The 22,450-nt window shown below is 42.5% G+C and carries 18 protein-coding genes and 1 pseudogene; 13 read left to right on the top strand and 6 right to left on the bottom strand.

Features of this window, described 5'->3' with window-relative positions; translation table 11 throughout:
- Window positions 1-489 precede the first annotated feature (489 nt).
- Window positions 490-1,256 (top strand): annotated as a pseudogene (locus I4V44_RS13870) (ABC transporter ATP-binding protein).
- The gene (locus tag I4V44_RS13865; RefSeq protein WP_118409616.1) at window positions 1,249-3,270 is read left to right on the top strand and encodes an FtsX-like permease family protein; all 2,022 of its coding nucleotides are present in this window, start codon (window positions 1,249-1,251) and stop codon (window positions 3,268-3,270) included. Before I4V44_RS13870 ends, I4V44_RS13865 begins: the two are co-directional and overlap by 8 nt.
- 346 nt (window positions 3,271-3,616) lie before the next feature.
- Here the strand turns inward: I4V44_RS13865 and I4V44_RS13855 are convergent, their stop codons facing one another.
- The 5 genes from I4V44_RS13855 to I4V44_RS13835 form a co-directional block, all read right to left on the bottom strand.
- Window positions 3,617-4,435 (bottom strand): DUF4097 family beta strand repeat-containing protein, encoded by an 819-nt coding sequence (locus I4V44_RS13855; RefSeq protein WP_182466108.1) that lies wholly within the window; start codon window positions 4,433-4,435, stop codon window positions 3,617-3,619.
- On the bottom strand, window positions 4,432-5,055 hold the full coding sequence (locus I4V44_RS13850; protein ID WP_118409619.1) for a DUF1700 domain-containing protein: 624 nt from the start codon (window positions 5,053-5,055) through the stop codon (window positions 4,432-4,434). Before I4V44_RS13850 ends, I4V44_RS13855 begins: the two co-directional genes overlap by 4 nt.
- Window positions 5,052-5,369, bottom strand: coding sequence for a PadR family transcriptional regulator (locus tag I4V44_RS13845; protein ID WP_055153994.1), 318 nt, complete (start codon window positions 5,367-5,369; stop codon window positions 5,052-5,054). Before I4V44_RS13845 ends, I4V44_RS13850 begins: the two co-directional genes overlap by 4 nt.
- 302 nt (window positions 5,370-5,671) lie before the next feature.
- Window positions 5,672-5,776: a hypothetical protein gene (locus I4V44_RS18590; RefSeq protein ID WP_173684801.1), complete on the bottom strand. Its 105-nt coding sequence runs from the start codon at window positions 5,774-5,776 to the stop codon at window positions 5,672-5,674.
- A 25-nt stretch (window positions 5,777-5,801) separates the two neighbouring features.
- The gene (locus I4V44_RS13835; RefSeq protein WP_243099549.1) at window positions 5,802-6,191 is read right to left on the bottom strand and encodes a LysR family transcriptional regulator; all 390 of its coding nucleotides are present in this window, start codon (window positions 6,189-6,191) and stop codon (window positions 5,802-5,804) included.
- Window positions 6,192-6,592: 401 nt separating this feature from the next.
- On the opposite strand from I4V44_RS13835, the gene I4V44_RS13830 reads away from it, so the two are divergent.
- The 11 genes from I4V44_RS13830 (at window position 6,593) to thiI (ending at window position 22,072) form a co-directional block, all read left to right on the top strand.
- Window positions 6,593-9,373 (top strand): ATP-binding protein, encoded by a 2,781-nt coding sequence (locus tag I4V44_RS13830; protein ID WP_196002858.1) that lies wholly within the window; start codon window positions 6,593-6,595, stop codon window positions 9,371-9,373.
- Between the two features lie 137 nt (window positions 9,374-9,510).
- On the top strand, window positions 9,511-11,499 hold the full coding sequence (gene uvrB / locus I4V44_RS13825; protein WP_118566243.1) for an excinuclease ABC subunit UvrB: 1,989 nt from the start codon (window positions 9,511-9,513) through the stop codon (window positions 11,497-11,499).
- Window positions 11,500-12,059: 560 nt separating this feature from the next.
- Window positions 12,060-13,100 carry a heat-inducible transcriptional repressor HrcA gene (gene hrcA, locus I4V44_RS13820; RefSeq protein ID WP_026649526.1) on the top strand — a complete coding sequence of 347 codons (1,041 nt, stop codon included), beginning with the start codon at window positions 12,060-12,062 and terminating at the stop codon, window positions 13,098-13,100.
- Window positions 13,101-13,117: 17 nt separating this feature from the next.
- Window positions 13,118-13,762 carry a nucleotide exchange factor GrpE gene (gene grpE / locus I4V44_RS13815; protein WP_022381213.1) on the top strand — a complete coding sequence of 215 codons (645 nt, stop codon included), beginning with the start codon at window positions 13,118-13,120 and terminating at the stop codon, window positions 13,760-13,762.
- Between the two features lie 60 nt (window positions 13,763-13,822).
- Window positions 13,823-15,700 (top strand): molecular chaperone DnaK, encoded by a 1,878-nt coding sequence (dnaK, locus tag I4V44_RS13810; RefSeq protein WP_008707391.1) that lies wholly within the window; start codon window positions 13,823-13,825, stop codon window positions 15,698-15,700.
- Between the two features lie 119 nt (window positions 15,701-15,819).
- A complete protein-coding gene (dnaJ, locus tag I4V44_RS13805) occupies window positions 15,820-17,007 on the top strand; it encodes a molecular chaperone DnaJ (RefSeq protein ID WP_022381214.1) in 1,188 nt (395 codons plus the stop codon).
- Window positions 17,008-17,138: 131 nt separating this feature from the next.
- Window positions 17,139-17,852 carry a phosphatase PAP2 family protein gene (locus I4V44_RS13800; protein ID WP_243104620.1) on the top strand — a complete coding sequence of 238 codons (714 nt, stop codon included), beginning with the start codon at window positions 17,139-17,141 and terminating at the stop codon, window positions 17,850-17,852.
- Between the two features lie 117 nt (window positions 17,853-17,969).
- The gene (prmA, locus tag I4V44_RS13795; RefSeq protein WP_022381215.1) at window positions 17,970-18,923 is read left to right on the top strand and encodes a 50S ribosomal protein L11 methyltransferase; all 954 of its coding nucleotides are present in this window, start codon (window positions 17,970-17,972) and stop codon (window positions 18,921-18,923) included.
- A gap of 4 nt (window positions 18,924-18,927) precedes the next feature.
- Window positions 18,928-19,674: a 16S rRNA (uracil(1498)-N(3))-methyltransferase gene (locus I4V44_RS13790; protein ID WP_118338578.1), complete on the top strand. Its 747-nt coding sequence runs from the start codon at window positions 18,928-18,930 to the stop codon at window positions 19,672-19,674.
- A 21-nt stretch (window positions 19,675-19,695) separates the two neighbouring features.
- Window positions 19,696-20,850: a cysteine desulfurase family protein gene (locus I4V44_RS13785; RefSeq protein WP_008707399.1), complete on the top strand. Its 1,155-nt coding sequence runs from the start codon at window positions 19,696-19,698 to the stop codon at window positions 20,848-20,850.
- A gap of 40 nt (window positions 20,851-20,890) precedes the next feature.
- Window positions 20,891-22,072 carry a tRNA uracil 4-sulfurtransferase ThiI gene (gene thiI / locus I4V44_RS13780; protein WP_022381217.1) on the top strand — a complete coding sequence of 394 codons (1,182 nt, stop codon included), beginning with the start codon at window positions 20,891-20,893 and terminating at the stop codon, window positions 22,070-22,072.
- A 115-nt stretch (window positions 22,073-22,187) separates the two neighbouring features.
- Here the strand turns inward: thiI and I4V44_RS13775 are convergent, their stop codons facing one another.
- Window positions 22,188-22,424, bottom strand: coding sequence for an HPr family phosphocarrier protein (locus tag I4V44_RS13775; protein WP_022381218.1), 237 nt, complete (start codon window positions 22,422-22,424; stop codon window positions 22,188-22,190).
- Window positions 22,425-22,450: the final 26 nt, after the last annotated feature.

The raw sequence follows: 22,450 nt of genomic DNA, 5'->3' as shown, positions 1-22,450 counted from the left end.
CTTTTGAAACCCCTTCCGGCAACGGAAAGGTCTTTACTGGAGGCAAAAGTCCCTCCTGTAAAGCGTAGAACCTCATGCGTCTATGCAGATCTGAGGAAACTCCATTCAGAAATGGAACGCTTAAAAGCAGCATAGATACAGGCAGATATACAGTGGATTACCTGTAATGTGGGAACATGCCATATCCGGCATGGGAAATGCGCATAACTGCGCACCTAAGTTACAGGCGTATCCGCCGATATTCAGTCTGACGCCTAAAGCGTCTGGAAGCACGTGACTTCAGTCATGTGAGGATAAAGTTTTTAATTCACGATTTGAATATGTATTAGAGTTTTTTTACACGTTTTAGAGGAAACCTGCTAATATTTAAGTGACACGAAACCTTACAGAAATGTAAGGTTTTTTCATATAATGTAACCTGTTTCGATGGCAGAAGCCGTAAAAAATCCTTATACTTACGGTATCAATTAAAAGAAAGGAGCCCCATTTATGGCTTTGCTTGAAGTTACAAATATCAAAAAAATATACAGTACACGTTTCGGGGAAACAAGGTACAGGCGCTTTCAAATGTTACATTTTCTGTAGAGGAAGGTGAGTTTGTCGCGATTATGGGGGAATCTGGTTCCGGTAAGACAACCTTGCTGAATATTCTTGCGTCTCTGGATCGTCCGACATCCGGAGAGGTTCTTCTGGAAGGAAAAAATATCGTATACCTTACAGAAAAAGAAATATCAGCATTCCGAAGGAAAAATCTTGGATTTGTTTTTCAGGATTTTAATCTGCTGGATACCTTCAGCCTGAGAGATAATATTTATCTTCCACTTGTTCTTACAGGAGAAGATTATCGTGAGATGGAACAGAAAATCCGCCCGATTGCGCAGGCTCTTAAGATCACAGAGCTTCTGGATAAATTTCCATATGAAGTTTCCGGTGGTCAGAAACAACGTGCTGCTGTTGCAAGGGCGTTGATCACGAATCCCAAACTGACTCTTGCGGATGAACCGACGGGCGCACTTGATTCAAAGGCGGCATCAGCACTTCTTTCCGTATTTGGTGAAATCAATGCAGAGGGACAGACAATCCTCATGGTCACACACAGTGCACAGGCAGCCAGCCATGCGTCCAGAGTTCTTTTCATCAAAGACGGAGAAGTTTTTCATCAGATATACAAAGGCAGTAAATCGCGTCAGGAAATGTATCAGATGATTGCGGATACGCTTACGATACTTACGACAGGTGGTGAGCAGCATGCATAAGGGAATTTTTTCCGGACTTGCAAAACAGAATATCCGAAACAACAAAAGCACATATATTCCATACATAATCACCTGTATTTTCTGTATTGCAATGATTTATATGATGGAATTTCTGCGTGACTGCCCGACACTGGATCAGGCAGTGCGTCAGGCGGATGAAGTGCGTATGATCGTGTTTACAGGAGAGATAGTCGTAGAGATCTTCTGTATTATTTTTCTGATCTACAGTAATAGTTTTCTGATGAAGAGAAGGCAGAAAGAGATAGGTCTTTATAATATTCTTGGACTGGAAAGAAATCACATTGGAATCGTAATGTTTCTTGAAACGATCATTACCTCAATAGGTTCATTTGCCGGCGGTATTGCAGCCGGAATTATTGGAAGTAAGCTGGCACTTCTTTTGCTGTTAAAGCTGCTTCATATCCCTTCAGTGCTTGGATTTTATATTTCAGTAAAGGGGATTTTTACCTGTCTGTTCATGTTTGGCATCGTATTTTTGATGATTCTGTTTCTTAACCTTGCGAAAATTCATTTAAGCCGTCCGGTAGAATTACTTCGCGGTAATAATACCGGAGAAAAAGAACCGGCAGCAAAATGGCTTATGGCATTGATTGGTTTTATCTGCCTTGGCGCAGGTTATTACCTTGCGGTTACGACTGAATCTCCAATCAAGGCAATTACGATATTTCTTCTTGCTGTTATTCTTGTTATGGCAGGGACTTATCTGCTTTTTACCGCAGGAAGTATTGTGATTCTGAAGTTTCTCCGACGCAGAAAGAGTTTTTATTACAGGACTGGAAATTTTATCAGCATATCGGGAATGCTTTATCGAATGAAGCAGAACGCAATCGGTCTGGCAAGTATCTGTATACTAAGTACAGGTGTTCTGCTTATGATTTCCATGACAGTTTCCATTTATTTCGGAATGAATGATATTATGCTGAATCGCTATCCGTATGATGTTGATATGTCTGTTACCAGCATAAGCGAAGATGAATGTCAGACCGCAATAGAGGCTTTTGAAAAAGCTATTGCGGATAATAAAGTTCCGGTAGAAAAGTCTGTGGAGGAAATCTATCTGGATATCGTATGCAGCAAAAACGGTGATCAGATTCTGATAAAACCAGCAAATACTATTCGAAATTCTGATTCGGTACTGGTACTTTCTCTTTTGAATCAGGCAGAATATGAAAGACTTACAGGAATTTCTGCAAATCTTAAGGATGGTGAAATTTTTGCATGGTATCCTTCAGCTGTGCAGAAAGATTCAGTTACTGTTGATGAGACAGAATTTACAGTGAAAAAATGGCTGGATAAGAATCCCCTGACCTGTGGCGAAGATGCAGTCAGTGATAATGCAGTGCTGGTTGTTACAGATGAAGATTTTAAGAAATTTGATGAGATGCGTACAGAAATGTATAAAGGCGTTTCTTCTGCTCCTGCGGGAGAGGATCTGACACTTCATCTTGGTCTGGATATTACCGGTTCGGAGACAGATAAGATTGATTTTGGAACCCCGGTAATGGAGGTTGTTAAAGACTTGAAGAAAAACGGAGGCCTGTCAGAAAACTCATGGATAACTTCCGGAATCCGCCAGCAGGAATATGAGTCCTATTATGCGGATAATGGTTCTCTTTTGTTTATCGGAATCCTTCTCGGTTCTCTTTTCCTTATGGGAACAGCTATGATTATTTATTATAAACAGATTTCTGAAGGATATGAAGATCAGAAACGATTTGAGATCATGCAGAAGGTTGGATTAAGCCGCCGGGAGGTCAGAAGTTCTGTCCGCAGACAGATTCTGATGGTATTTTTTCTCCCGCTGTTAATGGCAATGCTTCATATTACCATGGCATTTCCAATGATCCGAAGAATGCTCCTGCTCTTTGGAATGACAAATACGAAGCTGTTTATTGGATGTACGGCGGGAACAGTTCTGATTTTTGCTGTTGTGTATGGGTTGATTTATCTTATGACGGCGCGTTCTTACTATCATATTGTAGAACGCAAATAAATATCAGGGTCAGAAGATTCTTAGATTATTCGTGTTTATACGATGAGATTTTGGAAACTTCTGACCCTGATATGTTTATTTATATTTTATGATTAGATAGAATTTTTCAGTCAAAAAGAATGAGCGTATTAGAGTGTGTTTGAAAAATCATTCAGCATTCCTTTTTTTCTTAACCAGAGCATAAATCCAACACAGAGAATCAACTGTAATATAGAGGACATCGGTGTTGCCAGCCCGATATGGAACAGAGAGATATTCGGCTGGATACTCATAATGTAAGATACCGGCACTCTGACGCAGAATGCACCAAGAATTCCCTGTATCATAACTGAAGTAAACAGTAACGTTATCTGCACTTCAGCCTTATATTTCCACTGTCAGTCTGGATCACCAGATTTCCGCCCGTTCCTTTTTGTGTGTAAGAAAGATCACAGTCATCCTGGTCTTCCACCATCTTACCGGTCAGCGCATCATCTACATTGATATCTCCCATATCAGTATTCACCTGTATGTTCCATGTGCGCATCACGTCTTCTTTACCAATAAAACAAAGATCACCCATATCCGTTTTCACTTTCAGATTATTGAAATCGCAATTTTTAAAAAATACATCTCCTGAATCCGTCTGAACGGCTCCATTTTCGATTTCGCATCCATTCAGCAATATATTGCTCATATCCGATTTAATATCTGCAAGCTTCCATTTCTGACCTTCCGGCACGTAAATTGTTACCACATTTTCATCTGTAGTAAGTGTTCCTTCACCCAAAAGACCCGACAAAAATCCGATATCAACATGATAATAAGTCTTCCCATCATTGTTATTTTCCTGAATCCTTAATTTACCATCCTTTACCTGATAACTGATCGGATCCTTTTTCTGATCGGATGCCCGATAAGAAATATAACAGTACTGATCATCTGAACTGACTACTTGCAAATTCATATCTGTCATGGAGATGTCTGCTGAGTCGAAATCATCAAGCTTTGTTTTCTCAAGAACCATCTCATTATCGCTTTTTTTTGCAGCTCCATCCATTTTGTTTAAATCTGCTGATTTCACATATTTACTTCCACCGCTCGCAACACCGATGCCCGTCAAAGCTGCACCACATACACAGCATCCGACTCCTACTGCAAGCCATGCCTTTGCCCATCTTTTCATCGTTCTAACCTCTCTCTCTTTCTGCCTGTGATCCGGCGTACCAGCTTCGCAATCAGCATGCTGCTCCATTTACATAGATATACGCACAACAGTACACCAAGGATGCCAGCGCCCACAGCCAACAGCCCACTTCCTGTAAGCATTGCAAAACCGCTCATAGAAAACGGAACTGCCAGTATACCGCGGATAAGGATTTTCCCGCCAATAAGCACCAGACATGCCGTAAATAAAACTACACATAACAAAATTGCAAATACACACACAACTAATGCAAGAACGACTGCAGCAAACGCTGCCAGAAGCGGAGCTCCTACCGGTGCTGCAAATAATACCAATAGCGCTATCCATACCACATGTTTTCCGGAACCTTTCTGTTCTGCTCTGGTCTGTCCATCTGTTTCATAATTCTGATGATCTTCTATTTTCTTATTCAGAAGATTCGCCATCAGTTCTCTGGCAGCCTCCTTCGGCGTACCAAGTTCTTTCATCAGTTCTTCTGCTCCTTCCTCATCTGTCTCCTGAAAATACTCGGTAAAATATTCCATTGCATCTTCATAGTCCTGTCTCGGAAGCTTCCGCAGATATTTATGCAGCTGGTTTAAATATTCCTCTTTGCTCAACCTCTTATCCTCCCTTCAATAATCCCATCTACAGTGTCTTTGTAGATTTGCCATTCATTGCTCAGATATGCAATCTGTGCCTTGCCTTCTTCTGTAAGGGAATAGTATTTTCTCTTTCTTCCCTGATACTCCTGCGAATAGGTAGTCAGATATCCTGCAATTTGTAACTTCTTCAATATGGGATAGAGCGTAGATTCTTTAATGTCAGCAGCCTTCTTCACTGTCTGACTGATCTCATAGCCATAAGAATCCCTGCTTTCTACCACTGACAGTATCATATATTCAATCAATAATGCTGATACCGGAAAATACATAGAATCACCTCCTGGTATATATGTAAAATATTTATATATATAAATTTTACATATACTATACTTCGATGCTACCACAATGTCAATACATATATAAAATTTTTATATATATTTTTCGGAGCTCAATCGTTATGGTATCTCTGGACAATCTGCAATGGATTTCTGATATCAAACTATTCATTTGACTATCTTTTGGAGTGTGTTTGAACATATCGGTATTTCGTGGAGTCTGACTCCAATATGCATGACCTCATGTGGTCATAAAAATATGCGCATCAGCCGTAAAACTGATGCGCACATAAAAATTATTTTACTGTAACTGTAATCACTTTATATACACCATTCTGTGCATATACCCATATCTTACAGTTTCCCTTTCTCATAGCTTTGATTACACCATCAGATGTCACAGTTACTACTTTTGTATTACTGCTTTCATAGTAGAGCCTTGTTAAACTTATCAATATTATACTGTTCCATATTTACCAGAGCCAGATCCAGAGTGTCATCCTGTACCAGATTGCAGGCATGGACAGAGCCATATTCCTTCAGAACAACAGCAATTTCCGAATATCGCCGGTGAAATGCGGTGAGAAGCTCAGGGAAAAAGACGGTGCTCAGCATAGGCGGGATCCCAATACGAAGAGGAGGCTTCACTCTCGCCATACTGGAGTAATCTGCTTGAAGCTCGTTGCAGTATTGAAGAATGTAAGTGGCTTTGTTATAAAGCTCTTCGCCTTCTTCAGTAAGGATCAGTCTGTTTCCTTTTCTATAAAAAAGGCTGATGCCGAATTCAATTTCCAGGTCGCGGATAGCAACGGACACAGTGGGCTGCTTTTTTCTGTATACGAAATTCAAATAAATAGTAACTTTAATACTTTGCGTACAAATGATTATGCCACTGCTGAATCTCTTTTCTCTGCCTTGAAATAAAAAAATTATCCTGCAGGTATCTTTCTTGTCCTTCGCACACTGCTGAACTGTCTTGATTGCATTATTTTATGGAATTGCTATAGGCATTGAATTTTGGCAGGGAAAGATTATCTGAAAACTGAAAAATGAGTATAAAAAATAAATATAGGGCTGTTGCAATGACGGAAAATAAGGTATGATATCTGCAGAAGCATGATACATGTTTCCATAACTCGGGTGAAGTAAATGAAAAAGGCAATAATCTGTTGAGATATCTTCACCGGACAGACACAAAATCATTTGGAGAAAGTTATATGAAAAAGTTTAAGTTAAATGTACAGAGACATATCTGCATTTTATTATGCCTTATTTTATATATTACTGTGCTTCCCCTTCCTGTATCAGCAGAGGAAGCAAAATCCAAAACAGTCAGAGTAGGCTGGTATGAGGGAACTTATAATACCACAGAAGCAGACGGTCAGAGGAGAGGCTACAGCTACGAATACCAGCAGGCAGTAGCTGCGCATACCGGATGGAAATATGAATATGTGGAGGGAAGCTGGGCAGAACTGATGAGTATGCTGAAAAATGGACAGATCGATCTGCTGGGAGGCATTTCCTATACAGAGGAACGTTCCACTTCCATGCTTTTTTCAGAATTGCCTATGGGAGAGGATAAATATTACCTGTATGTGGATACTTCTAATACAGATATCTCCACTTCAGATCTGACTACATTAAATGGAAAAAGAATCGGTATGCTGCCGAATGCACTTCCTGCCGAAATGTTCCATGAGTGGGAGAAAAGTCATGGAGTGAACACGCAGCAGGTTGATATTACCGGTGCAGATGATATTCGTCAGAAATTGAAAAATCATGAAATTGACGGATTTGTTTTAAATGAATCTCCACAGTGGGAAAGAGACGATATTTCACCAGCTATTCTGATTGGTGGCTCCTATAACTATTTTGCAGTCAGCAAAAAACGCCCGGATCTGAAAGAAGAGCTGGATCAGGTAATGCAGAAGATAGAGAGGGAGAATCCTTTTTATAAAGACGATCTTTATAAAAGGTATCTCTCCGCAAATTCCCTTGAAACTCTTACGGATGAGGAGCAGAACTGGCTGGAACAGCATGGGGCGGTCCGGATTGGATATCTGAAAAATGATGTGGGTATCAGCCTTGTGGATACGGAGTCAGAGAAACCGGTAGGAATTATTAACGATTATATTAGTCTGGCTTCTGGCTGTCTGGGAGAAAAAAACATAGAATTTCAGTTGACAGGCTTTGATTCTCAGGAGGAAGAACTGCAGGCATTAAAGGATAGCAGGATTGATATGATTTTTCATATGAATCAGAATCCATATGAAGCTGAGCAAAACGATGTTATATTGTCAAATACTGTTTTTGAAGTCAATGTTGCAGTACTCACCGGTGTTAAGAAGTTTGATGAAAATAAAGAGAATACAGTAGCAGTGAGCAGGAATAACCTGCTGGGGAAGTGGTATATTTCTTTTAACTATCCTTTCTGGAAAATAAAGGAATATGACTCATCTGCTGAGGCCGATAAAGCAGTTCAAAGTGGAGAGGCAGACTGCTTTGTTGCGAAGGCAGGACAGTCATTAAAGACACTGGAGGACAGCAAAATGCGCAGTATTTTTCTTACGAAATCCGGCGCTTCCTGCTTTGCGGTCACCAGGGAAAACACAACATTAATGAATATCCTGAACAAAACCATTCAGACTCTGCCTGATTCCAGACTTTCCAGTCAGTTTTGCGTATATGAAAACGCACCTGGCAAGGTTACTCTGGCAGAATACATAAAGGATAATCTGTGGGTAGTTTCCATTTGGTTTGTAAGTGTGGTCTTGATTATTGTGTGGATTATAGTTTATCTGCTGATACAAGCGAGAAAAGCCCAGATTCAGGCAGAAAAGGCCAATGCCGCCAAATCAGATTTCCTTTTCAATATGTCTCACGATATCCGGACACCCATGAATGCCCTGCTGGGATACAGTGAGCTGATAAAAAGGGAACTGACTGATCCGAAACTTCTGGATTATCAGGAGAAGATGGAACAGTCCGGAAATCTGCTTCTGTCTATTATCAATAATGTGCTGGACATGGCCCGGATTGAAAGCGGTAAGGTGGAACTGGATGAAGATTATGTGAAAATCAGAGATATTTATCAGGGAATTTACAAAATTTTCCAGGCGGAAGCGGAGAAAAAATGTATTCACCTTAAGATGGAATACGATGTCAAGCATGAGCACGTAATCTGCGATGAGACGAAGAACAAGGAAATTTTCCTCAATCTGATCAGTAATGCGGTAAAATATACAGCTTCAGGGGGAAGAGTTACCATAAGGATCACAGAGCTTGACTGTGACAGGAAAGACTATGTGCGGATACGGACTCAGGTAATTGATACAGGTATCGGAATGAGCGAAGAATTCCTTCCATCTCTCTTTGAGGCTTTTGCCAGGGAACGAAATACAACAGACGGAAAGATTGCGGGAACAGGTCTGGGAATGCCGATCATAAAGAAGTATATTGATATGATGTACGGAACTATTGAAGTAGAAAGTAAGCAGGGAGAAGGAAGTAAATTTACAGTTACCCTGGAATACAGGATTGCTGATAAGAGTTACTATGAACGGGCTACGGAAAAATTTTCAGATATGGATGAAACCAGGATCAGCGGAAAACATATTTTGCTTGCAGAGGATAATGATCTGAATGCAGAAATCGCAGAGTTTATCCTGGAGGATATGGGACTTATAGTTGACCGTGTTGAGGATGGAGTTCAATGTGTGTCAAGGATAGAACAGAAACCGGCAGGCACCTATGACCTGATCCTTATGGATATCCAGATGCCGAACATGGACGGCTACAGGGCAACTGAGATGATCCGCGGACTGTCAGATAAAGACAAAGCCACTATTCCAATCATAGCCATGACAGCCAATGCCTTTGAGGAAGACAGAAAAAAGGCACTGGCAAAAGGAATGAACGGACATATTGCAAAGCCTGTTGATGCAGAAAAAGTTGAGAAGACTATTTGTTCGGTTTTAGGCAGCCAGAGTGAACAGTAACGCGACACGTTAAAGTACAGAACAGGTATTCGCTTGCTCTGTACTTTTTTTATATGGGATGATATACTGAAAATATAACCATATTAAACATATTTCAATTTTTGATAAGTGAAATTTGATTAAAACAGGAGAATATTATGGATCATTTTGAATTGCATTCCGAGTACAAGCCAACTGGAGATCAGCCTCAGGCAATTGAACGTCTGGTCAGAGGCTTTAAAGAAGGCAACCAGTTCGAAACTTTACTGGGTGTCACCGGTTCCGGCAAGACATTTACCATGGCGAACGTCATCGCCCAGCTAAACAAACCAACCCTCATCCTCGCCCACAACAAAACTCTCGCGGCGCAGCTTTACGGTGAGATGAAAGAATTCTTCCCTGAGAACGCAGTGGAATATTTTGTCTCCTATTATGACTACTATCAGCCGGAGGCTTATGTCCCGTCTTCAGACACCTATATTGCCAAAGACTCCTCCATCAATGACGAGATTGACAAACTCCGTCTCTCTGCCACAGCCGCGATGTCAGAGCGGAAAGACGTAGTGGTCATTTCCTCCGTTTCTTGTATCTACGGATTGGGTTCCCCTCAGGAATTCTTTGACATGATGATCTCTCTGCGTCCGGGAATGACCAAAGACCGGGATGAGGTAATCCGGGAACTGATCGACATTCAGTACACCAGAAATGAGATGGACTTCCACCGAAGCACCTTCCGTGTCCGTGGAGATACTTTGGAAATTTTTCCTGCCAACAGCTCCGATACAGCTGTGAGAGTAGAATTTTTCGGAGATGAGATCGACCGTATTTCAGAAATTGATGTACTGACAGGAGAAATCAAATGCCAGCGTTCTCATATCAGCATCTTCCCTGCATCCCACTATGTAGTGCCAGCAGAACAGATCCAGAGAGCAGCTGTAGCAATAGAAGAAGAATTAAAAGAACGTGTAGAGTATTTCAAAAGCGAAGACAAGCTTCTGGAAGCCCAGCGAATCTCAGAACGCACCAATTTCGACATTGAAATGATGAAAGAAACCGGATTCTGTTCAGGAATCGAAAATTATTCCAGACATCTGTCAGGATTAAAGCCCGGACAGCCGCCATACACACTGCTGGACTATTTTGGAGATGACTTCTTACTTATTATAGATGAATCTCATATCACAGTACCTCAGGTAGGAGGAATGTACGCCGGTGACCAGAGCAGGAAGCAGACACTGGTAGACTACGGATTCCGGCTTCCTTCAGCCAAAGATAACCGCCCCTTAAGCTTCGAGGAATTCGAATCCAAACTGGATCAGGTCATGTTTGTATCTGCCACTCCGGGACAATATGAGTATGATCATGAACTTCTCCGTGCAGAACAGATCATCCGTCCAACCGGACTTCTGGATCCGAAAGTAGAAGTCCGCCCTATTGAAGGCCAGATCGATGATCTGATCGGAGAAGTAAACAAAGAAGTGTCAAAGAAACACAAAATCCTGATTACCACTCTCACCAAACGAATGGCAGAAGACCTGACAGAATATATGAAAGAAGTAGGAATCAGAGTCCGTTATCTCCATTCCGATATCGATACCTTAGAACGTGCCCGCATTATCCGTGATATGCGTCTGGATGTCTTTGATGTACTGGTAGGAATCAACCTCCTTCGAGAAGGCCTGGACATCCCGGAGATCACCTTGGTAGCAATCCTGGATGCAGACAAAGAAGGTTTCCTCCGTTCCGAAACCTCCCTCATCCAGACCATCGGACGAGCTGCCCGAAACAGTGAAGGCCATGTAATCATGTACGCAGACAACATGACCGATTCCATGCACAAAGCCATCACCGAAACCAACCGCCGCCGAACCATCCAGGAAGCCTATAACAAAGAACACGGAATTACTCCGACTACTATCAAAAAAGCAGTCCGCGACCTTATAGCCGTATCCAAAGCAGTAGCTGAAACCGAAGTCCGACTCCAGAAAGACCCAGAGTCCATGACCCGCAAAGAACTCACCAAACTCATCGCCCAGGTAGAAAAACAAATGCGTGCCGCAGCCGCAGACCTCAACTTTGAACAGGCCGCCGAACTCCGCGATAAAATGATCGACCTGAAAAAGAACCTGGATACTTTAGACAAATAATGTTTCTTAATCCAGCCCATCAGAGTGTGAAATCCTGCGTCAGATATCTTCATTGCCTTTTGCACTCTGCTGAACTGCCTTAAATGCATTATTTACGAGGATTGCTATAGAAGAGGCGATTCGCCTCCAAGGCGAGAGCCCCGCCTATATGATCGTCCTGAACAGCCAGCGGGGAGAAATTATTAATATTGTGTGCATTTGCAGGATGCTTAGAGATACTTAGTCTGCAGAAATCTGCGTTATGAGCCGGCTGCATCACCTGTCTGAGCGGAGTCTGCGACGGAGCGAGTTTGATAAGCCGGCTCATGCCTTTAGCAGATTTCTGCAGACTTAGTATCTCTTAGCGTCCGAAACCGCACGCAATATTAATAATTTCTCCCCGCGTCCCTTTCTATAACATAATCTTAATAACCCCTATTGTTCATAAAATAACAAAAAATTCACAAAATAATATTGACAAACCAAATCAAGAGTGCTATCTTATGAGCATAAGGTGTTAGCACTCCTAAAACATGAGTGCTAACAAACCAAAAACAAAGGCAGTAAAGGAGTGGAACTTCATGGATCAGGAATTAGATGATCGTAAAAAGAAAATACTAAAAGCCATCATCAAAACCTACATGGAAACAGGCGAACCGGTGGGTTCCCGGACCATTTCCAAGTTTGCAGATTTAAATGTAAGCTCTGCCACCATCCGGAATGAGATGTCAGACCTGACAGATATGGGATATATCGTACAGCCCCACACCTCAGCCGGAAGAATTCCTTCTGATAAAGGTTATCGCCTCTACGTAGACGAGCTGATGAGAGAAAAGGAATCAGAGGTTCAGGAAATCAAAGATCTCATGATCGAGAAAACCGACAAACTGGATAAGATGTTGAAACAGGTAGCGAAGGTACTTGCCTCCAATACCAACTATGCAACAATGATCTCTGTTCCACAGTACAGCGGAAGCAAGATTAAATTCATCCAGCTTTCCCGTGTGACACCCCTTCAGCTTGTGGCAGTAGTAGTGAGTGATAACAATGTCATCCGAAACCAGATCATCAATCTGGATGAGGAGATGGACGATCAGACAATCCTGAAATTAAATCTTCTTCTTAACACCAACTTAAATGGGGTGCCCATTCAGGATATCAACCTGGGAATGATTGCCCGCCTGAAAGAACAGGCAGGTGTACATGGCTCTGTGGTTGGCACAGTCCTTGATGCAGTGGCAGACACCATCCAGGTAGACGAAGACGATATGCAGATATATACTTCAGGAGCAACCAACATTTTCAAGTATCCGGAGCTTGCAGACACAAGCAAAGCGAGCGAGCTGATTTCAGCATTTGAAGAGAAGCAGGATCTGGTAGACCTGGTGAAAGAGAGAATGTCTGATACAGAGAACACAGGAATTCAGGTGTACATTGGTGATGAGATGCCGGTGCAGACCATGAAAGACTGCAGTGTAGTCACAGCCACTTACGAACTTGGAAAAGGAATGCATGGTACCATCGGTATCATCGGTCCCAAGCGTATGGATTATGCAAACGTAGTTGACAGCCTGAAGGCTTTGAAAGTCCAGCTGGACGAACTGATTAAGAAAGAGAGTTAGAAAGGCGGTAATAGAGAGTGTCAGAAGAAACAAAGAACACAGCTCAGGAAGAAGAGACAACAGATACTCCGGTAACAGAAGAAACTGTTGAGAATGAACCTGAAGTTGTAGAGAACGGCGAAGCAGAAACAGAGGAAATCCCGGTAGAGGACGGAGACGAGGAAGCTTCCCAGGATGACAAGAAAGACAGCAAATCAAAAACTTCTTTCTTCGGCAAGAAGAAAAAAGAAAAAGATAAATTTGAACAGCAGATTGAAGAACTTACAGACAGGCTGAAACGAAACATGGCTGAATTCGATAACTTCCGTAAGAGAACGGAGAAAGAGAAATCCAGCATGTATATCATCGGAGCCAAGGACATAGTTGAGAAAATGCTTCCGGTTGTGGATAACTTCGAGAGAGGTCTTGCACAGGCACCTGAAGGAGATTCTTTTGCAGATGGCATGAAGATGATCTACAAACAGCTGATCACCACATTAGATGAGCTGGGCGTGAAACCGATTGAAGCAGTGGGTAAGGAATTTGATCCGAACTTCCACAACGCAGTAATGCATGTGGAGGATGAAGAAGCCGGTGAGAATATTGTGGTAGAAGAATTCCAGAAGGGTTACACCTACAAGGATTTCGTAGTCCGCCACAGTATGGTAAAAGTAGCCAACTAATTTACATGAAAATATAGAATATATCAAATCTAGTTGAAAATAAACAGGAGGAACAAGATTATGGGAAAAATCATTGGTATTGACTTAGGTACAACAAACAGCTGTGTAGCCGTAATGGAAGGCGGACAGCCAACAGTTATCGCTAATACAGAAGGCGCAAGAACAACACCATCAGTTGTCGCTTTCACAAAAACAGGAGAACGTCTTGTAGGTGAACCTGCAAAACGTCAGGCAGTAACAAACGCAGAGAGAACAATCTCTTCCATTAAAAGAGAGATGGGTACTGACTATCGTGTAACAATCGACGACAAGAAATATTCCCCACAGGAAATTTCCGCTATGATTCTTCAGAAACTGAAAAAAGATGCAGAAGGATACCTTGGTGAGAAAGTTACAGAAGCAGTTATCACAGTTCCTGCATATTTCAATGATGCTCAGCGTCAGGCAACAAAAGATGCCGGTAAAATCGCAGGTCTTGATGTAAAACGTATCATCAACGAGCCAACAGCAGCAGCTCTTGCATATGGTCTTGACAATGAAAAAGAACAGAAGATCATGGTATACGATTTAGGTGGCGGTACATTCGATGTATCTGTAATCGAAATCGGTGACGGCGTTATCGAAGTACTTTCCACAGCAGGTAACAACCGTCTTGGTGGTGATGACTTCGACCAGAAAGTTACAGATTACATGCTTGCAGAGTTTAAGAAAGCAGAAGGCGTAGACTTAAGCAATGATAAGATGGCACTTCAGAGATTAAAAGAAGCTGCAGAGAAAGCAAAGAAAGAGCTTTCTTCCGCAACAACTACAAACATCAATCTGCCATTCATCACAGCTACAGCAGAAGGCCCGAAACACTTCGATATGAACCTTACAAGAGCTAAATTCGATGAATTAACACATGACTTAGTAGAAATGACAGCAGAACCGGTACGTCGTGCACTTTCAGATGCAGGTATCACAGCATCTGAACTTGGCCAGGTACTTCTGGTTGGTGGATCTTCCCGTATCCCGGCTGTTCAGGATAAAGTAAGACAGTTAACAGGCAAAGAGCCAAGCAAGAACCTGAACCCGGATGAGTGTGTAGCACTTGGTGCTTCTATCCAGGGTGGTAAACTTGCAGGTGATGCAGGCGCAGGTGATATCCTTCTTCTGGATGTTACTCCACTGTCACTGTCCATCGAGACAATGGGTGGTATCGCAACAAGACTGATTGAGAGAAATACTACAATTCCTACAAGAAAGAGCCAGATTTTCTCAACAGCAGCAGACAACCAGACAGCAGTAGATATCAACGTTGTACAGGGTGAGCGTCAGTTTGCAAAAGACAACAAATCCCTTGGTCAGTTCCGTCTGGACGGAATCCCGCCAGCACGTCGTGGTGTTCCGCAGATTGAAGTTACATTTGATATCGATGCAAACGGTATCGTAAATGTATCTGCTAAGGATCTTGGAACAGGTAAAGAACAGCACATCACAATCACAGCTGGTTCTAACATGTCTGATTCCGATATCGACAAGGCAGTAAAAGAAGCTGCTGAGTTTGAAGCACAGGATAAGAAACGTAAAGAAGCAATCGATACAAGAAACAATGCTGATTCCATGGTATTCCAGGTTGAGAATGCACTGAAAGAAGCCGGAGACAAGATCGATGCTAATGATAAAGCTGCTGTAGAAGCAGACCTGAACGCACTGAAAGATTTACTGTCTCAGACTGCAAATGCAGAAGAGATGACAGATTCTCAGGTAGCAGATATCAAAGCTGCTCAGGAGAAGATGATGGAAAGTGCTCAGAAGCTTTTCGCTAAAATGTATGAGCAGACACAGCAGGCAGGCGGCCAGGCAGGACCGGACATGAATATGGGCGGCGGTGCAGCAGGCAGCACAGATGCAGGAAACAACGATGATGTTGTAGATGCTGATTACAAAGAAGTATAATGTGACATTTCTGTAAAAGCAGAGATTTGCAACGGAAATATCAATAATAACTGTTCAGTGGGAGAGTCTCTCTCACTGAATAGTTGTGTTATAAATAAAACGGGTATAGGATTAAAATCATGGCTGATAAGAGAGATTATTATGAAGTCTTAGGCGTGGACAAAAGCGCCGATGACGCAACACTTAAAAAAGCATATCGTAAGCTGGCCAAGAAGTATCACCCGGATGTAAATCCAGGAGATAAAGAGGCTGAGGCGAAATTTAAAGAGGCAACAGAGGCTTACACCATCTTAAGCGATCCGGAGAAGAGAAAACAGTATGACCAGTTTGGCCATGCGGCTTTTGAAAACGGTGGCGGAGGTGCCGGCGGCGGCTTCGGAGGTTTTGATTTTAACGGTGCTGATATGGGTGATATCTTCGGCGATATTTTCGGCGATTTATTTGGTGGCGGCAGCAGAAGCAGACGTGCCAATAATGGTCCGATGAAGGGAGCTAATCTCCGCGCACGCGTAAATATTACTTTTGAAGAAGCTGTCTTTGGCTGTGAGAAGGAACTGGAGATCGTACTGAAAGACGAGTGTACCACCTGTCATGGAACAGGTGCGAAGCCGGGTACTTCACCGGTAACCTGTCCGAAATGTCATGGAGAAGGTCAGGTTGTTTATACACAGCAGTCCATGTTTGGAATGGTGCGTAATGTACAGACTTGTCCGGATTGTCATGGATCAGGTAAGATCATCAAGGATAAATGTACTTCCTGCCGCGGAACCGGATATACGTCTTCAAGAAAGAAGATTCAGGTATCTGTACCTGCAGGTATTGACAATGGTCAGAGCATCCGCATCCGTGAGAAGGGTGAACCGGGTACAAACGGAGGTCCGAGAGGCGATCTGCTTGTAGAAGTAAATGTTGCACGTCATCCGATCTTCCAGAGACAGGATATGAATATCTTCTCTACTGCGCCTCTTACATACGCGCAGGCAGCACTGGGCGGTACTGTACGTATCAACACAGTGGATGGAGAGGTTGAATATGAAGTGAAACCCGGAACTCAGACAGACACAAGGATCCGTCTGAAGGGAAAAGGTGTACCGTCTCTGAGAAACAAGAATGTACGTGGCGATCATTATGTGACTTTCGTTGTGCAGGTTCCTACAAACCTCAACGAAGAAGCAAAAGAAGCACTGCGCAAATTCGATGAGGCGTGTGGTAACCGTCCGAAATCAAAAGATTCTGATGATTTTGAAAAACCGGAAAAGAAGAAAAAGAGTTTCATGGATAAATTAAAAGAGACTTTTGAGGATTAATTATAAAAGAAAATTAAAGAAAAGAGGTTTACCCTCTTTTCTTTTTTTGTATAGTCGTGTATATTGAAGAGTAACGGTAAAAATCAGATGAACAGACAGGAATAAAAGTTTCCTGAGAAATGGAGAGATATTTGACAAAAACAGAGAAGATCGCAGCTTTTCGGGAGAAGTATCTCCCTGTATGGGTAATTTTGCCGCTGATAAGCATTTTTGTATTAAACTGTCTTATTTACTGGGGAAGCGGAGTACTGACAGCAGACAGATATCATTTTGATTTTACCATGTCACTGGACAGGACAGTGCCGTTAATACCACAGTTTATCTGGATTTATATTCTGGCATTTCCTTTTTGGGCAGTGAATTATATTCTGGCTGCACAGAGAGGAAAAGATGGATTTTATCGGTTTGTGGCAACTGATCTGACTGTTCATATTACATGTTTTATTATTTTTCTGGTTTTGCCAACTACCAATGTCAGACCTGAGATTGCAGGAACTACATGGTCCCAGCAGATGCTTAAGTTTGTTTATCTCATGGATGGTGGAAACAGTCCGTCTAACTTATTTCCGTCAATCCATTGTTATGTAAGCTGGCTGAGCTGGCGCGGAGTCAGTAAATCAGAGAATATTCCAAAATGGTATCAGCATTTTTCACTGATTTTTGCAATACTGATCATTATTTCTACCCAGGTGCTTAAACAGCATTATCTGGTGGATGCCATTGCCGGAGTTGCACTGGTAGAATTGGCGTGGAGATTTTACAGCAAAGGAAACCGCCACGAGATATTCAGACATTTTTTTGAAAAAATAAGTGAAGCATGCAGTCGGTGGGCAAATAAGAATTGACTGGATGTGGTGAGATGCTGCATTATGGGAATAGCTGCAGAGTAACAGAGAATGGGTCAGACATATTTTTGGATGATAATAGTTAATTATATAACATAAAGAAATGGAGACAATTACATGAAGTGGAACCGTTTTACAGTAAAAACGAAAACAGAAGCAGAAGATATCGTTATCAGCACACTTGCAGAAGTCGGCATTGAAGGCGTGGAAATTCAGGACAAACAGCCTCTGACTGAGGAAGACAAGGCTCAGATGTTTGTAGATATTATGCCGGAAGGACCAGCAGATGACGGCATTGCCTATCTGAATTTTTATCTGGAAGAAGATGCAGACAAAGAAGCAATCCTGAAAGATGTTCGTGAAGCATTAGATGACCTGAAGAATTTTATGGACATCGGGGAAGCTACCATTGAAGAATCTCAGACAGAGGACAAGGACTGGATTAATAACTGGAAACAGTATTTCCACCAGTTCTATGTAGATGATATCCTTATCGTACCGTCATGGGAAGAAGTAAAAGCAGAGGATAAAGACAAGATGATCCTCCACATTGATCCGGGTACAGCCTTCGGTACAGGTATGCATGAGACTACTCAGCTTGTGATTCGCCAGTTAAAGAAATATGTAACACCGGATACAGAGATGCTTGACGTAGGAACCGGAAGCGGTATCCTTGGTATCGTTGCCCTGAAACTTGGTGCGAAACATGTACTGGGAACAGACCTTGATCCATGTGCAGTTCCTGCAGTTGCAGAGAATAAAGAAGCAAACCAGATCGTGGATGAAACTTTTGATATGGTGATCGGAAACATCATTGACGATAAAGCGATTCAGGATCAGGCAGGATATGAAAAATATGATATCGTAACAGCAAATATCCTTGCAGATGTTCTGATCCCTCTGACACCGGTAATTGTAAACCAGATGAAAAAAGGCGCTTACTACATTACTTCCGGTATTCTTGATGTGAAAGAAGAAGTTGTAGTGGAGGCAGTAAAAGCAGCAGGCCTGACGGTCGTAGAAGTAACACATCAGGGCGAGTGGGTTTCCGTAACAGCAAGAAAGGACTGATCTTATGCAGCGTTTTTTTGTGGAGCCTTATCAGATTGAGGAAGAGGCACACCGTATCCACATCAATGGGACGGATGTAAATCATATTAAAAACGTTCTCCGCATGAAATGTGGGGAGGATGTGTGGATCAGTGACGGAGGAGATAAAGAATACCACTGCCAGATTGAAGAACTGGGAGAGGATGAGGTTCTGCTGCATATCCTCTATGCACAGGAGCCGGAATATGAGCTGCCAAATAAGCTTTATCTTTTCCAGGGACTGCCGAAAGCAGACAAGATGGAACTGATCATCCAGAAAGCAGTAGAGTTGGGAGCTTTTTCTATAATCCCGGTAGAGACAAAGAGATGTGTGGTGAAACTGGATGTTAAGAAGGCAGCAAAGAAGGTGGTTCGCTGGCAGCAGATCGCAGAGAGTGCAGCAAAGCAGTCCAAGCGAATGCTGATCCCGGAAATCCATGAAGTAATGACCTACAAACAGGCACTGGAATTTGCGAAACAGTTAGATGTAAAACTGATCCCGTACGAACTTGCCAAAGGAATGAAAGAAACCAGAGAAATCCTCAGCGAGATTAAGCCTGGACAGTCTGTCGGTATCTTTATCGGACCGGAGGGTGGATTCGAGGAAGAAGAGGTAGCAAAGGCACTGGAAGCAGGTGCCCATGCGATTACACTTGGAAGACGAATCCTCAGAACTGAGACAGCAGGACTTGCGATTCTTTCAGTTCTGATGTTCCAGTTGGAAAATGAATAACAGAAACAAGAGAGAACAAAAATGGAAGCATATTTTGATAATTCAGCCACGACCCGTTGCTTTGAAGAAGTAAAGGACATCGTGGTAAAAACAATGATGGAAGATTTTGGAAATCCATCTGCCATGCACCAGAAAGGTGTAGACGCAGAAGGGTATGTCAAAGAATCTGCCAGAACGTTGGCACAGATACTGAAAGTAACAGAAAAAGAAATCCTGTTCACTTCCGGCGGAACAGAGTCAAACAACCTGGCTCTGATCGGTGGTGCGCTTGCCAACAAACGAAGCGGTAATCACATTATCACAACTGCAGTAGAGCATGCTGCAGTCAGCCAGCCGGTAGCTTTTCTGCAGGAACAGGGATTTGAAGTGACCATTCTTCCTGTAGACGGGCATGGAGTAGTAAAACTTGACGCATTGGAGAAAGCATTAAGGCCGGATACCATTCTCGTATCTACAATGATGGTAAATAATGAGACCGGTGCGGTTATGCCTGTAGAGAAAATCGGTGCCATGATCCAGGAAAAGTGTCCGAAGGCGCTGTATCATGTAGATGCGATCCAGGCATTCGGTAAATATCGTATTTATCCGAAGAAATGGAATATCCATCTTCTGTCTGTCAGCTCACATAAGATCCATGGACCAAAAGGAGTTGGATTCCTGTACATCAATAGCAAGGCAAAAGTGCAGCCTCTCATTCTTGGCGGCGGCCAGCAGAACGGCATGCGTTCCGGAACAGACAACGTACCGGGAATCGCAGGACTTGGTGTTGCAGCGAAGATGATGTACCAGAACTTTGACGAGAAAGCAGAGCATCTCTATCAGTTAAAAGAACGTATGGCAGAGGGACTTTCTAAGATGAATGATGTAGTGATCAATGGAATGCCTGTCAGAGAGGGTGCACCTCATATTTTAAGCGTCAGCTTTCTGGGAATCAGAAGCGAGGTACTGCTTCACACATTAGAGGACAGAAATATTTATGTATCAGCAGGAAGCGCATGCTCCAGTCACAAGAGAAAACCAAGTGCAACACTTTCAGCAATGGGAATGAGTAACGCACAGATTGAGAATACCGTACGTATCAGCTTTTCAGAGGAGAATACTTTCGAAGAAGTTGATTACTGCCTGGAAGTTCTGAACGAAGTACTTCCAATGCTGAAACGCTATGCGCGCAGATAATTATTATAGCAATTCCATAAAATAAGAGAAGGAGAAACAAATGATATTTCACGCATTTTTGATAAAATACGCAGAAATCGCTATCAAGGGTAAGAACAGATACATGTTCGAGGATGCCCTTGTAAAGCAGATGAACATCGCCCTTTCCAAAGTAGAAGGTGAGTTTGAAGTAAAGAAAGAACAGGGAAGAATCTATGTATTCTGCCCGGAGCAGTATGACTATGATGAAACTGTAGAAGCCTTGCAGCATGTATTCGGTATTGTTGGAATCTGCCCTGTAGTGATCTACGAAGATCAGGGATTCGAGCAGATGGCAAAGGACGTAGTTTCTTATATGAAAAACTGTCATCCAAACTACAGCGGAAGCTTTAAAGTATATACAAGAAGAGCAAAGAAATCCTATCCGATCACATCCATGGAAGTCAGCGCAGAACTGGGCGGCCGCATTCTGGATGAATTCCCGGATGCAAGTGTAGATGTACATGAACCGGATCTGACTCTCTCTGTGGAAATCAGAGACAAGATTTATGTATATTCCCAGACTATCAAGGGCGCAGGCGGAATGCCGATCGGCACAAACGGAAAAGCCATGCTTCTTCTTTCAGGCGGCATCGACAGCCCGGTAGCAGGATACATGATCGCAAAACGTGGCGTTAAAATTGACGCTGTATATTTCCACGCTCCGCCATACACCAGCGAGAGAGCAAAACAGAAAGTTGTAGATCTGGCAAAACAGGTAGCAAAATACAGTGGACCAATCCGCCTTCATGTAGTGAACTTCACAGATATCCAGCTCTATATTTACGACCAGTGTCCGCACGATGAGCTGACTATCATTATGCGTCGTTACATGATGCGTATTGCAGAGCATTTCGCAAAAGAAAGCAGATGTCTCGGTCTGATCACTGGAGAGAGCATCGGTCAGGTTGCCAGCCAGACCCTGCAGAGCCTTGCAGCAACAAACGAAGTCTGCACACTCCCTGTATACCGTCCGGTTATCGGATTCGACAAACAGGAAATCGTAGAAAGATCCTGGGAAATCGGAACCTATGAAACATCCATTCAGCCATTCGAAGACTGTTGTACTATTTTCGTGGCAAAACATCCGGTTACCAAACCAAACCTGAACGTGATCCACCGTTCTGAAACAAAACTGGAAGAAAAAATTGACGAACTCATGAAGACAGCGCTGGAGACTGTTGAGATTATTGAGATTGATTAATATCGATTACAAACATTCGGAATCTGCTGACGCTACTTCCTTATGTTTGAACTTGAAACTCTGGTATACAAAAAAAGAGGAACTGGTAAACAGTTCCTCAATGACTGCGAAAAAATTATTCTGTAACGTATTTGCCTACGATTGCCATAACGGTATCAAGAGCAGCGCCATCAGCGTGGACGTTTAAATCAATTGGTTTGGATAAATCAAGGCTGAAAATACCCATGATAGATTTTGCGTCGATTACATATCTTCCGGATACTAAATCGAAATCGCAGTCGAATTTGCTGATTTCATTAACGAACGCTTTCACTTTATCGATAGAGTTCAGTGAAATTTTAACTGTTTTCATTATGAGAACCTCCCTTAATAATAGTT

It is taken from the genome of Blautia sp. 1001283B150304_161114_C9 (genome assembly GCF_015668165.1).
In the GTDB taxonomy this organism is placed as follows: domain Bacteria; phylum Bacillota; class Clostridia; order Lachnospirales; family Lachnospiraceae; genus Blautia_A; species Blautia_A wexlerae.
This window is presented reverse-complemented; position numbering and strand designations above follow the sequence as displayed.

Bases quoted from the DNA above. Each gene is read 5' to 3' on its own strand.
- I4V44_RS13865 (WP_118409616.1), top strand. From the start codon at position 1,249: ATGCATAAGGGAATTTTTTCCGGACTTGCAAAACAGAATATCCGAAAC.
- I4V44_RS13855 (WP_182466108.1), bottom strand. From the start codon at position 4,435: ATGAAAAGATGGGCAAAGGCATGGCTTGCAGTAGGAGTCGGATGCTGT.
- I4V44_RS13845 (WP_055153994.1), bottom strand. From the start codon at position 5,369: ATGTATTTTCCGGTATCAGCATTATTGATTGAATATATGATACTGTCA.
- I4V44_RS13830 (WP_196002858.1), top strand. From the start codon at position 6,593: ATGAAAAAGTTTAAGTTAAATGTACAGAGACATATCTGCATTTTATTA.
- uvrB (WP_118566243.1), top strand. From the start codon at position 9,511: ATGGATCATTTTGAATTGCATTCCGAGTACAAGCCAACTGGAGATCAG.
- hrcA (WP_026649526.1), top strand. From the start codon at position 12,060: ATGGATCAGGAATTAGATGATCGTAAAAAGAAAATACTAAAAGCCATC.
- dnaK (WP_008707391.1), top strand. From the start codon at position 13,823: ATGGGAAAAATCATTGGTATTGACTTAGGTACAACAAACAGCTGTGTA.
- dnaJ (WP_022381214.1), top strand. From the start codon at position 15,820: ATGGCTGATAAGAGAGATTATTATGAAGTCTTAGGCGTGGACAAAAGC.
- prmA (WP_022381215.1), top strand. From the start codon at position 17,970: ATGAAGTGGAACCGTTTTACAGTAAAAACGAAAACAGAAGCAGAAGAT.
- I4V44_RS13790 (WP_118338578.1), top strand. From the start codon at position 18,928: ATGCAGCGTTTTTTTGTGGAGCCTTATCAGATTGAGGAAGAGGCACAC.
- I4V44_RS13785 (WP_008707399.1), top strand. From the start codon at position 19,696: ATGGAAGCATATTTTGATAATTCAGCCACGACCCGTTGCTTTGAAGAA.
- thiI (WP_022381217.1), top strand. From the start codon at position 20,891: ATGATATTTCACGCATTTTTGATAAAATACGCAGAAATCGCTATCAAG.
- I4V44_RS13775 (WP_022381218.1), bottom strand. From the start codon at position 22,424: ATGAAAACAGTTAAAATTTCACTGAACTCTATCGATAAAGTGAAAGCG.